Annotated in this window: 9 protein-coding genes and 1 pseudogene; 7 read left to right on the top strand and 3 right to left on the bottom strand. The window is 48.4% G+C overall.

Annotated elements, in window-relative coordinates; all coding sequences use genetic code 11:
- The 5 genes and pseudogenes from QUB77_RS06350 to QUB77_RS06330 form a co-directional block, all read left to right on the top strand.
- Positions 1–291 (top strand): annotated as a pseudogene (locus QUB77_RS06350) (photosystem II q(b) protein); the annotation flags it as partial.
- A 570-nt stretch (positions 292–861) separates the two neighbouring features.
- Positions 862–1,359, top strand: a complete 498-nt coding sequence (locus tag QUB77_RS06345) for a GNAT family N-acetyltransferase (protein ID WP_333170482.1) — start codon at positions 862–864, stop codon at positions 1,357–1,359.
- Positions 1,360–1,379: 20 nt separating this feature from the next.
- A complete protein-coding gene (gene cbiE / locus QUB77_RS06340; RefSeq protein ID WP_333170483.1) occupies positions 1,380–2,588 on the top strand; it encodes a precorrin-6y C5,15-methyltransferase (decarboxylating) subunit CbiE in 1,209 nt (402 codons plus the stop codon).
- A 146-nt stretch (positions 2,589–2,734) separates the two neighbouring features.
- On the top strand, positions 2,735–3,121 hold the full coding sequence (locus QUB77_RS06335) for a DUF433 domain-containing protein (RefSeq protein ID WP_333170484.1): 387 nt from the start codon (positions 2,735–2,737) through the stop codon (positions 3,119–3,121).
- Positions 3,118–3,543, top strand: a complete 426-nt coding sequence (locus QUB77_RS06330; RefSeq protein WP_333170485.1) for a type II toxin-antitoxin system VapC family toxin — start codon at positions 3,118–3,120, stop codon at positions 3,541–3,543. The genes QUB77_RS06335 and QUB77_RS06330 overlap by 4 nt, the downstream gene beginning before the upstream one ends.
- Before the next feature lie 17 nt (positions 3,544–3,560).
- On the opposite strand, the gene QUB77_RS06325 is transcribed toward QUB77_RS06330, so the two are convergent.
- On the bottom strand, positions 3,561–6,998 hold the full coding sequence (locus QUB77_RS06325; RefSeq protein WP_333170486.1) for a DNA methyltransferase: 3,438 nt from the start codon (positions 6,996–6,998) through the stop codon (positions 3,561–3,563).
- Between the two features lie 270 nt (positions 6,999–7,268).
- Between QUB77_RS06325 and QUB77_RS06320 the strand changes: the two genes are divergently transcribed.
- The gene (locus tag QUB77_RS06320) at positions 7,269–7,472 is read left to right on the top strand and encodes a type II toxin-antitoxin system HicB family antitoxin (protein WP_293181169.1); all 204 of its coding nucleotides are present in this window, start codon (positions 7,269–7,271) and stop codon (positions 7,470–7,472) included.
- Positions 7,469–7,687: a type II toxin-antitoxin system HicA family toxin gene (locus tag QUB77_RS06315; protein WP_332970499.1), complete on the top strand. Its 219-nt coding sequence runs from the start codon at positions 7,469–7,471 to the stop codon at positions 7,685–7,687. Before QUB77_RS06320 ends, QUB77_RS06315 begins: the two co-directional genes overlap by 4 nt.
- A 105-nt stretch (positions 7,688–7,792) precedes the next feature.
- On the opposite strand, the gene cphA is transcribed toward QUB77_RS06315, so the two are convergent.
- Together cphA and QUB77_RS06305 are read right to left on the bottom strand one after the other, a co-directional pair.
- Complete coding sequence (gene cphA, locus QUB77_RS06310; RefSeq protein WP_333170487.1) at positions 7,793–10,516, bottom strand: cyanophycin synthetase; 2,724 nt, start codon at positions 10,514–10,516, stop codon at positions 7,793–7,795.
- 335 nt (positions 10,517–10,851) lie between these two features.
- Positions 10,852–11,745 (bottom strand): cyanophycinase, encoded by an 894-nt coding sequence (locus tag QUB77_RS06305; RefSeq protein ID WP_333041076.1) that lies wholly within the window; start codon positions 11,743–11,745, stop codon positions 10,852–10,854.
- Positions 11,746–11,985 lie beyond the last annotated feature (240 nt).

The raw sequence follows: 11,985 nt of genomic DNA, 5'->3' as shown, positions 1-11,985 counted from the left end.
TTCAACAACAGCCGTTCCTTGCACTTCTTGTTAGGTGCATGGCCAGTAGTCGGCATCTGGTTTACCGCTTTGGGTATTTCCACGATGGCTTTCAACTTGAACGGTTTCAACTTCAACCAATCGATTATCGACTCTCAAGGTCGTGTCATCAATACTTGGGCTGATGTCATCAACCGCGCTAACTTGGGTATGGAAGTAATGCACGAGCGTAATGCTCACAACTTCCCGCTTGATTTGGCTGCTGGTGAAACAACTCCCGTAGCTTTGGTTGCTCCTTCTATCAATGGCTAAGTTTTAGCAATTGATTGACAAAAAGCGCTCCTAGAAATAGGGGCGCTTTTTGTTTGGGGAAAAAATTTTTCAGACAGTCATGGACGCATGAATCCGTCCGCGAAAACACCGCAACTACAAAGGTAAACAGTTCGCGATCGCACTCCTATCAAAGCAACCGGCTTTTTTACCGAATCTACGGGCTGCAACCCATCTTTTCTTGACACTCCTCGCCCTGAAGGCACGAGGATTCTTAAGACATTTCGATCTTAATATCCCTAGTAATAGGGTTCCCAGGCTGACCACGGAAAGCACATAGGTGTGTAGTCATATCTCCTTTGTGAATGTTTTGGGCGTAGACTTTCCCCCAGTCCGGGGGTAGGTTTTTAAATCTTGTCTGATCTGCTTATTCTACCATATTCATTTGTTTAGATGGATGTGTTATTTTACTTGAAAATGGAAAAAGCCGTCCTACAAGGACGGGGTTTTAAACCCAATCTTCTGATAAAAAACCCGGTTTCTGACCACCCATGCGTCCTGGACTAATATTGATAGGTGCGATCGCCCTTTAATCCAACATAAATAATCCCCATGATATTTGAAACAGAGAGATTAGTTTTGAAACCGATTGTGGAGAGCGACCTCAACACGCTTCATAGAATTTTCACTGATTCCTATGTGAGGAGATATCTGTGCGACGGCGAAATCTGGTCGCTACAAAAGGTTGAAGAAATGCTTGCCGAAAACAAAAAGCTGTTGGCCCAAAAGCAATTCGGTCTGTGGTTTATCGAAACTAAGAGCGATCGAGAAACTATTGGATTTGTTGGTTTGTGGTATTTTTTTGAAGAAGCACAGCCCCAGTTAGTTTACGCACTGCTGCCGAAAGCACTTAAAAAAGGTTACGCTACTGAAGCATCAACCAAAATATTGGATTATAGTTTTGATGAACTGGGCTTTAACTATCTTGTCGCAAGTTGCGATCGCCCAAACATTGAGTCGCAAAAAGTCGCAGAAAGACTCGGGATGAAACAAGTAGAAGAAAGAATTATGAATGGAAATCCGATATTATTCTTTAGAATCGATAAGTAGTAATTAGCAATAAGGGCGCAATGCACAAATGGCTTTCGGTGGTGGGGATTGGCGAAGACGGATTATCGGGATTGAGTGCGATCGCCCGTACCCTACTCGATCGATCTCAAGTCGTTGTCGGCGGTGCCCGTCACCTAGCCATGCTAGCAACCGACGACACCCGCGAACAATTGCTTTGGGCTTCGCCGATACAAGCAACAGTCGATCAAATCATCCGCCGCCGGGGACAGTCTGTCTGCGTGCTAGCCAGCGGCGATCCGATGTGTCACGGAATTGGGGTAACACTGTCGCGCCAGATTCCCATTTCGGAAATGACTGTGATTCCGGCGGTATCGGCTTTTAGTCTTGCTTGCGCCCGTTTGGGTTGGCCGCTGACCCAAGTTGAGACTTTCAGTTTGACAAATCGCCCGATCGCATCGATCGCACTTGCTTTGTATCCGGGCGCGCGCTTGCTGGTGTTGAGCGCTGACAGATACACGCCGGGAAAGGTTGCCGAATTGTTGACGCAGCGGGGGTTTGGCAGCAGTTTGATGACCGTGTTCGAGCGGATGGGAGGGGGCTCGGAACGGCGGATCGAGGAGGTAGCAGCAGCGTGGAATGCAGCGGAGTTGGCGGATTTGAACACGATCGCGATCGCAGTTGCAGCCGATCGACAAACTCTTATCCTCCCCCGAACTGCGGGTTTGCCGGATGCTGCTTATCGCCACGACGGACAACTTACCAAGCGGGAGGTTAGAGCCGTTACTCTGTCAACGTTAGCACCGATTCCCGGAGAGTTGCTGTGGGATGTGGGCGCGGGCTGCGGCTCGATCGCGATCGAATGGATGCGGAGTCATCCTCGGTGCAGGGCTATCGCGATCGAATGCCATCCGACTCGATTGCAATACATCGCTGAAAATGCCTCGAATTTCGGCGTTCCCGAACTCAAAATCGTGGCGGGAGACGCGCCGGAAGCCCTGACAAATTTGCCTCAACCGAATGCTATTTTCATCGGCGGCGGTGTCACCGCAGAAGCTGTGCTGGAAACTTGCTGGAAGGCTTTAGGTGAAGGCGGCCGATTAGTTGTTAATGCGGTGACTGTTGAGAGCGAGTTTAAAGTTTTGCAATGGCACGATCGTTATGGCGGGGAACTAATTAGAATTGGGATTCAGCGAGTAGGGGCGATCGGTTCTTTTCAGGGTTGGAAACCGCTTGCACCGGTGACTCAGTGGGCGGTTGTTAAGGGGTAATATCAATTCTGATTTGGATCGGAATGATTTAACCACAGAGTACGCAGAGAACACAGAGGAAGAGATGAGAGAGATGAATCATGATAGGTGTCTTCTGTCCACTATGTTAATATGAAGGTTAGTTTACATTTTTTAATGAGGTCGTTATGACCAGTTCGCTATCATCTACAAGCCTTTCTCGCTATGTCACCCGCAATCCTGAAGTTTTGCAGGGGGAACCGATTATTGCAGACACTCAAGTTACTGTACGGGATATTGTGGTGTTTTGGAAATCGGGAATAAAGCCTGAAGAAATCCCACAGAAGTTACTTCAACTCGTGACGGCTGCTCAAGTGTTTGATGCGATTAGCTTTTATCTGGATAATCAGCCAGAAATTGACGATCGGATTGCTTGGTATGAGGCGCGTCCGATGTTGAATGTTTCACCTCTTTTGAGATGTAATCCGTTGCTGAATGAAGTCACGAACTATGTTGAAGCATATCGCCGCGATCGAAATGCTGACATCGATTTTCCTGAGTCTGAAGCCGTATGACTCAATATATTCTCGATACCGACCATATCACACTGCTACAACACTCTAATCCACTCATATTGCAACGTTTTGAAACTCTCCATACCAGCGATGTGGCTATTACTGTCATCAATGTTGAGGAATTGATTCAGGGCTGGTTAAATGCAATTCGTCAAGCTTCGCAACCCGGACAGAAGCAACGCTTAACTTGGGCTTATGTGGGTTTAAGATCGGCTGTTAAATTTCTCAACGACTTTCTGGTTCTGGATTTTACCGAGTCAGCTTACGAGCAATATCTGATGCTGCGCCGTCAGGGAATACGAATTGGGACACAAGATTTGCGGATTGCGTCCATTGCTTTGGTTAATAACTCAATTTTAGTGACGCGAAATCGACAAGATTTTGCACAAGTCCTAGGACTGGTTTTGGAGGATTGGACATAACAATTGCCAAGCCAAGCTTATGTGGCATTTCCAACTTCTGCGAGGTGCCAGAAAGTCACGCCACATTCATTATGACTGAGCAAAATCCCCAAATCTTCCAGGCTTTCCAGACAGTCGAGAATGACTTTTTGTTTGCGATTGGCGCCTTTGAAATGGGCGGTGACTTGGGCGGCTGTCCATTCGCCGCTTTGGGTGCGAAATAAGTCGCGGATGGCCCAAAGTTGCTCTTTGAGGGTTTTGGGGAAAGGTTGTTGTTCCGTGGGAGTAATGGCGGTTTCGGTTTCGGTGGTGATACCTGCAAGGGATGGTTGGATGTAGGTTTCGCCGGGGGCTTGGTAGTCGGGACGCAGCCAGCGAATGAGTCCGTTGCGTTCTTCTTCGGCGCGTTGGGCGTTGAGGGTGACGAGGTTTTCCAGGATTTGGTCGTCGGTGAGGCTGGCTTCCCAACCATAGGCGGCAAATACGGCGGCATCGAGTTCGTCGTGGATTTGTTTGAGGGTGGAGACTAGGGCTTTTTGGTTGAAGGCTTTGTCTTTGTCGTTGAGGGGTTCGCCTTTGCGGAGTTTTTCGAGGAGGTTGTACATTCCGGTGATGGTGACTTCGGGATGAGTGGCTTGAACTCGCTTGCGGTGGCTGTCGAGGCGTTCTCCGACTTCTCGGATGGTTTGTTTTTGGGTGTCGGTGGGGTCGGGGAAGGGGAAGGGATCGAAGCAAACGGAGTTGTTGTACCGTGGTGTATTTCCACCTAAATCTCCACCTGCTGCTAATGCCCAAATGACATGAATTTTACTGGAAAGAACTCCCAAGAAATAAGCATCATCAAGGGCGATCATAATCACTTCACTTTCTGGAAAAATATCTTTATCTAAAAATGTAAAAAATCGGTGTTTTGTAGTTCTTGGTGTTGCAATGTAGCGTGCCAGTGAATTGATTGCAGGTCTAATTTTGGCTCGCGCCTCAGCAAAAATCCACCAATTATCTCGATATGCCTTTCGGTTATTCGTGATTCTATCGGGTTTTACCCTTTCAAGTATCCATTGATAAATCTTTTGATATTGAACTCTGACCTCTTGTTCTGTTATCTCAAATAGATCGATTATAAAAATATCAGATTTAGGTTGAATCAAATCTCGACCATTACGATAATGTTTAATAACTGATGGCAGACTTATTGAAGAATACTCCAGTAATTCTAGCTGTTTATGATTCACTATAAAACCTTGACTACCTAACATCATGCCTTTGGAAGATAAATTTTGATTAGCTCTAAGCTTATGAGTGCTGATAAGGTTAGCACCTGAATCTAAATTGCTGAGTATTTGCTCGACATGAATAAATTTAATACTCAGATTATCAGCTATGTCTTCAGGAATTCCTACTTCCGTTTCATTCAATACATATCCTACCTTGGCTGTGGTATGATTAAAAGTCTTAAGTTCAGCGGCTGTCATCGCAATTCGGACGGCTGCACCTTCCTGGTCCCAAGGATGATCTGCAATTGCAAAAAATAGGTTAAGTGGATTTTTAGAAGCTTGTAAATGAATGTCAATTATCTTTCTTTGCCAAACCTGTCGAATGCTATTGGTTGTAATCACACCAAATCTTTTGATGTGTTCTTGGCGAACAAGAACAGCAGCTTTATGCCACCAATACATGACCAAATCAACAGTATCCGGCACATCTTTATAAACTTTTCTCAACGTTTCTGAATATCCATCCCCCAATCGATCGCGCATTCTAGCATTTCCAATAAACGGCGGATTCGACACAATATAATCCGCCTCCGGCCACACGGCTGCCCTTGGATTCAAATACCGATAAATTGTTACTTGGTTTGTCGGATCGGGAATATCTTCCCCTGTCACCGGACTTTTCATCATCCGTCCGCCCCAGCGAGTTCTCACCTTCCCCGCCGCATCCACATCCGGTTCTATCCCGTCATACTCCAACACCGCATCCCGGCATTCAATATTGTTGTACTCCCGCAACACGGGTTCGATCGGCGGAATATCGCCAAACCGCCGAAAATGCCACTGCAAATACCCAATCCAAATCACCAAATCTGCGATCGCCGCCGCCCGTGGATTAATCTCAATTCCCAAAAACTGACTCGGATTAACTTGAGCAATATCTAACCGCAACTGCGCCGATCCGGTGACATCTTCCAAGCGGCGCAACACCTCCGATTCCAACCCTTTCAACAAATCCAACGTCACATACAGGAAATTACCCGATCCGCAGGCCGGATCGAGAATCTTTACCTGTTGTAACTCCGTCAGAAATGCCTCTAAAACTGATTGCGCCTTTTTCCTTTGATTTGCAGTCGGTTCCGATTCCCCCGCGTTCAGCAACTGTTTAACCTCCGCTTGTACCGCAATCCAGCGATCGCCCAAAGGCTCCATCACCACAGGTTTTACCAACCGTTCCACATACGTTCGCGGCGTATAATGCGCCCCCAACTTACTTCTTTCCCGCGCATCCAGCGCCCTTTCCAACAAAGTCCCAAAAATCGCCGGTTCCACATTGCACCAATCCCGCTTCGCCGCCTGCAACAACACCGCCAACAGCGTCTTCGTCAACGCAAACGCCCCAGAATCCGCAAACAATCCGCCATTAAACCGCAACAGTTTGCCATGAAAGCCAAAACTCGTCCCCTCATTCATCGCCTCCCACAGCGCCTCTACCTCCGGCTTAAAAGTCTTCGGATTGAGAATCCACCGCGTTTCTAGCCCCTGAGTAAACAGATGTTCCTTCAGCAATCCCACATCCTCAGCAAACATAGTAAAAATACAGCGCATCAAAAACTGGGCGACTTGCTGCGGATCGACATTCGCCTCCATTCCCTTCGCCAACTCTGCCAAATCTGCCGCCACTTCCCGCGTCACCCGCGCCGCAATCTTCTCCGGGTTGCGCTGCTGCGGATTGGTGAAAATATCGACAAACAAATCGAAAACATCGGCTTTCTGCAACTCGATTAACCCGATTTCTCGCCGCGCCCCATAGCCGCCATAGTCGCCGCTAAACCCCATCCACAATTCAAAATGATCGCCAATATCGCAAGTTAACAAAAACGGTGGTTTACTGGTGAGAGTTCGAGTATAGGCAACTGCCTGCACAAAGGCTTTTTCCATCTCTCGCAAATAGGTATTTGTCCCGCGATTTGCCGTTCCTTTTTTGCTCGTTGTTCCGCCCTGTTTTGCCTCTATTAAAAAATGCTCGGCTTTGTAAAAGTCAATAAACCCCGGAGTCACTTTGCCGCTGGGGTGAAAGATTTTGACATCCTTATCAAAGCAGTAGGGATCGTTAGGAATTCTGCCTTTATCAAAAGGGCGATCGACTCCCAGCGCATCGCACATTTCGGCAAAAAACAACTGGTATTTTGCCCGTTCGTTACCGCTCGAACCTTCCCAGCGTGTGATGAATGTTTCGACACGCGTGCGATCGACTTCATTCATGTTTCAATCCTGCTGCTTGCTTTTTTCTTATTTTATAATTAGATCGGTTCGGATTGGCGATCGAACTCTCGATTTTGCTTTATAGCAACCGCCTTGGCGGTTAGGACGCTTTACTATTGATATTTGCTATAATATGTTTGACGATATTCCTAGATACAGGCGGAGTCAAAAACCCGGCTTCTGCCTTAAAGTCGATCGTTCACAACGAAGATTTTGCGTAGCACCCGGGTTTTTATGGCTTTAGTGCTTGAAAAATACCTCAATAAATGTATGAAAATTAGAGCGATCGTACATCCCGCAGAAGAAGGTGGCTATTGGGCAGAAGTTCCAGCGCTTCCCGGCTGCATTACTGAAGGAGACACGATAGAAGAAGTAATAATTAATTTAAAAGATGCGATCGAAGGTTGGCTCGAAGTTGCTAATAGTCGTGAAGCAATTGCCTCCACAGATCGAGTTGTGGAAATTGCTGTATGAAATCTATTTCGGGCAAGCGACTTTGCAAAATAGTAGAGCAGAAAGGTTGGGTTTTGAAAAGAGTTACCGGCAGTCATCATATCTATGAAAACCCCGAATTAGAACAAATTTTGTCAATTCCTGTTCACCGAAATCAAGATTTGAAAGTTGGAACCTTGAGAGCATTAATGAAAATAGCTCAGCTATCTGAGGAAGATTTACAAAGTTTTTCTTAAGTATACCAGGTTTCATAGAAATCAGGAATTACGTAATTTCTCAAACAAATAGGTTGGGTTTAATGGTGTTAAACCCAACCTATTAATTCAATTAAACTTCAGAGTTTAGCCTTGGTTAACCACCGAAGGTTTTAAACTGTCTCGCGACTCGGAAACGCGATCGACATTACTGGCATTTACCACAGATTCCTTAATCGGTTTCCGCGCTTCAATTAAAGCCAGAGCTTTCGTGACACCTTCCGGTAAAATCACTACCAAACTGCCGGCCGGCGCCTCGTCTAAAGCCTTGTTAACGGCCGTTGTTTCGTCGAGAATCAACTCGTATTCAACTTGAGATTTGTTTGCGGTTCCTGCAGAAATCGCCTCTGCAATTCCCTGGCAAATTAACTTTGCCACAACACCGGGTTCTCGCCCGCGCCTGTCAATATCTTCCTTCACAATAATACGATCGAACATTTCGGCCGAAAGTTTGCCCAGCGTGACAAAATCTTCATCTCGCCGATCGCCCGGGGCGCCGACAACCCCGATCCGCTGTCCCTGCCAATTCAGCACGAAACTGCCCAAAGCTTTGTAGCTGTGGGGGTTGTGGGCGTAGTCCAGCAAAGCGTGATAGTTGCCCAATTTAAACAAATTCATCCGTCCGGGAGTTTGACCCACCGATGCTTGGAAGCTGGACAAAGCAGCGCGAATATCTTCTATTTTCAATCCTTGGGCAAAGGCCGCCAAACAAGCTGCTAAAGCATTAGCAATCATAAACGGCGCGCGCCCGCCCATCGTCAGCGGCACGTTCACAGCCTGTTCAATTCTCAGCGTCCAATCGCCTTTCAAGATTGACAAATACCCATTTTCGTAAATCGCTGCCAGCCCGCCCGCAGCCGTATGTTTGGCAACCAGTTCGTTGTCCGGGTTCATCGAAAAATAGGCAATTTGAGCCTTGACACGCTGCGCCATTTGTGATACTAGCGGGTCGTCTGCATTTAAAACTGCATAGCCTTTGGGCATTACCGACTCGACGAGGACGCTCTTGAGTTTGGCTAGTTGTTCCACGGTGTCGATGTCGCCAATTCCCAAGTGATCGGCCGCGACGTTCAAGACGACGCCGACATCGCACTGATCGAAGCCGAGGCCCGATCGCAAAATTCCGCCTCTAGCCGTTTCCAGCACCGCCACTTCCACCGTCGGGTCAGACAAAATCAATTGAGCACTCTGCGGCCCGGTATTGTCTCCGCTTTCTACCAAATAATCGCCGATGTAAGTGCCGTCGGTAGTCGTGTAGCCGGTAATCTGACCGGTCTGCTTGACAATGTGGGCAAGCAGGCGAGTGGTTGTCGTTTTGCCGTTGGTTCCCGTTACCGCTAAAATCGGCACCCGGCTGGGTTGAGGCGAGGGGAAAAGCATATCGAAGACGGCGCCGGCGACGTTGCGGGGCAAACCTTGACTTGGGGCGACGTGCATTCTGAAACCCGGTGCTGCATTGACTTCGACGATGACGCCGTTAACATCGCGCAGCGGTTGGGAGATGTCGGGAGTTACTACGTCAATCCCGGCGATGTCCAAACCGATAATTTTGGCGACTCTGGAAAACAGCCAGACGTTTTCTGGGTGGATTTCGTCGGTGCGATCGACTGCAATTCCACCGGTACTCAAGTTTGCTGTCGCGCGCAAAAATACTCTTTCGCCGGCCGGCACTACGGAGTCCATCGCGTATCCTTGTTTTTGCAGCAAATCCAGGGACAATTTGTCGATCGTGATCCGGGTAAGTACGTTGTCGTGTCCGTCTCCTCGCTGCGGGTCGCGGTTTACTTCTTCAATAAGCTGTTCTACTGTAGACTTGCCGTTACCCACGACGTTAGCGGGGACTCGTTCTGCGACTGCTATGACTTGCCCGTTGACTACCAATACTCTGTGGTCGCGACCGACGTAATAGCGCTCGACTATCACGCTTTTTGTTTTTGATGCCGCGCTGGCTAAGTCGTAGGCTTCTTCTGCTGCTTCCCAGGAATTGATGTCGATCGTAATGCCACGGCCGTGGTTGCCGTCTAGGGGTTTGAGGACGATCGGATAACCGCCGACATCTTCGATCGCCCCGCGGAGTTCATCCAAATAATGAATCACCGTTCCTCTGGGAACCGGTACACCGGCGCTGGCGAGGATATTTTTGGTACCTTCCTTGTCACAGGCAAGTTCCACCCCCAAAACTCCCGTGCGGTTGCTCAGAGTTGCCTGAATCCGCTTTTGGTGAACCCCGTAGCCGAGTTGAATCATAAACCGGGCGCTCAAAGGTATCCAAGGAATGCCGCGCGCTTCTGCTTCCTTAATCAGTGTTTCCGTGCTCGGCCCCAGGGCCGCCGACGCAGCAAAATCTCTCAGGTCTCTCAAATCTTGGACTAATTCTGCTGCTGGATAAGTGCCTGTCTCGGCAATGCTTTGGCACATCCGCACGCCCGCCCGGGCTGCATAGCGACCTGCTTGTTCGTTTTGATACTCGATTACTACTTGGTAAATGCCTGGGGTCGCAGTCTCGCGGGTGCGACCGAACCCGACCGGCATTCCTGCCATTTCCTGAAGTTCTAGGGCGACGTGTTCGATTACGTGTCCCATCATTGTCCCTTCTCTGACCCGTTGCAGGAATCCTCCCTGATGGCCTGGAGAACAGTGATGGTCGTTCAAACTCGGAAGTGCGGCGATCAACCCTTCGTAGAAGCCAGGAATTTCCGCTGTGGTTTTATCTGCCCACTCCTCTAAATCCAGACGCATCAGGACGAGTTTCTGGCGTCGGATGCTCCAGTAGTTGGGGCCGCGTAACGTCTGGATTTTAAGTATTTTCATGGCAGTTAGAGGGGTATGGGGCGCGAAATCTTATAGATAATTGGAGCATTTATTCAATTTCGATCTAGATTGCTCGATCGACTGTTCGCTACGAACAGTTTGGGAGTGAATTTCCAGTTATGGGCTACCCAATTGAAAATTTATGCCCCTACGATCGGCTAAAAACAAGTACAGGCCAATGGCTAGCCAAAACTCAAAGCCCAAAGCTAGAATTTTCTGTGGTTCGGCCTGGGGTCAGACCGTGGCTGCTTCGGAATCTATTCTATTTTTGTATCCATGATTCGGCCGGAATGCCGCCTAATTTCTGCCGAATCAATGACAAGAGATGTTCTAAGTTAGTTGGCTGTGCGGCATTCGGGGGGCCAGCCAGACTCGGAACAGGCTCCTGATGGCATTGGTTTGCCGAGGGGCATATTGTAGCAATCTCCGTGACATAGAACGTGCAAGCGCATATTGAACAGACTTAAGGGTTCTGTCGCTCCTACCATAGACTCATTGGTATAAAAATTTTCCCTAGAATCAACAATAGTCACAGTGCCTTTACCGAGAATTTTCATAGTATCGTCTCCCTCAAACAAGGCGCAGGTGTCTTCGTCAATACCAATAGCGAGGCGATCTGGATGGCAAGCCACAGCCGACAGCAAGCGAGCCATGCGGTTGCGGTTGTGAAAATGCTGATCGACGATGATCTCAGGAATAATGTTAAGTCCGTTTGCCATGTCTACTAAAGAGCGGTTTGGTGACGCCCCACTCCCACCGCCTGCAATCATGTGATATCCCATCACAGCAGCACCCGCGCTGGTGCCAGCGAGGGTAATCTTGCCTTCGAGAGTTTCTTTGCGAATTTTTTCCATCAGCGGGGTGTCCGCCAGCAGTCCACAGAGCCGCAGTTGGTCGCCGCCTGTAATGAATACGCCCGTACAGTCTTCTAAGTAATCTTTCCAGACGGGGTTTTCCCCTTGTTCGCGTTCGCGGATGTCCACTACTTTGACTGCGCTAACGCCCATTTCGTCAAATATGGTGCGGTAGCGGTTGCTAATTCCTTCGGGATCTCGCGAAGCGCACGGAACGATCGCTAGCCGAGCGTTTGCACCCCCAGCACGGCAAAAAAAGGTGTTCAGAATCTCTCGCCCGTGAACTTTGTCTTCGGCTCCCCCGATGACCATAATCGAGGTTTTTGTGCGCTGGGGAATATTGTGTTCAAGGGCTTGAGATGTCAACTGCTGCATGGTGTGTCTTCCTCTGTTGGATGTGAAATTCAATTTTGCCGTTGCTGTGGGTACAATAGGGCTTTTTAAGAATAAATTTTTGTTTGTGCCAGTGAGGTGCGATCGCCGATCGCACTATCCCGCAGTTGTTTGGGGGCGAGTTTACTTGCAGTCGCTGTCATGAAAAACAGATTATTTTTGTACAAAACCTGCCCGCGGACACAGGAAGAGAATTTAACTTGCCAAAATTCTCAGAAATTA

It is taken from the genome of Microcoleus sp. AT9b-C3 (assembly GCF_036705485.1).
Classification (GTDB): domain Bacteria; phylum Cyanobacteriota; class Cyanobacteriia; order Cyanobacteriales; family Microcoleaceae; genus Microcoleus.
This window is presented reverse-complemented; position numbering and strand designations above follow the sequence as displayed.

Bases quoted from the DNA above. Each gene is read 5' to 3' on its own strand.
- QUB77_RS06345 (WP_333170482.1), top strand. From the start codon at position 862: ATGATATTTGAAACAGAGAGATTAGTTTTGAAACCGATTGTGGAGAGC.
- cbiE (WP_333170483.1), top strand. From the start codon at position 1,380: ATGCACAAATGGCTTTCGGTGGTGGGGATTGGCGAAGACGGATTATCG.
- QUB77_RS06335 (WP_333170484.1), top strand. From the start codon at position 2,735: ATGACCAGTTCGCTATCATCTACAAGCCTTTCTCGCTATGTCACCCGC.
- QUB77_RS06330 (WP_333170485.1), top strand. From the start codon at position 3,118: ATGACTCAATATATTCTCGATACCGACCATATCACACTGCTACAACAC.
- QUB77_RS06325 (WP_333170486.1), bottom strand. From the start codon at position 6,998: ATGAATGAAGTCGATCGCACGCGTGTCGAAACATTCATCACACGCTGG.
- QUB77_RS06320 (WP_293181169.1), top strand. From the start codon at position 7,269: ATGAAAATTAGAGCGATCGTACATCCCGCAGAAGAAGGTGGCTATTGG.
- QUB77_RS06315 (WP_332970499.1), top strand. From the start codon at position 7,469: ATGAAATCTATTTCGGGCAAGCGACTTTGCAAAATAGTAGAGCAGAAA.
- cphA (WP_333170487.1), bottom strand. From the start codon at position 10,516: ATGAAAATACTTAAAATCCAGACGTTACGCGGCCCCAACTACTGGAGC.
- QUB77_RS06305 (WP_333041076.1), bottom strand. From the start codon at position 11,745: ATGCAGCAGTTGACATCTCAAGCCCTTGAACACAATATTCCCCAGCGC.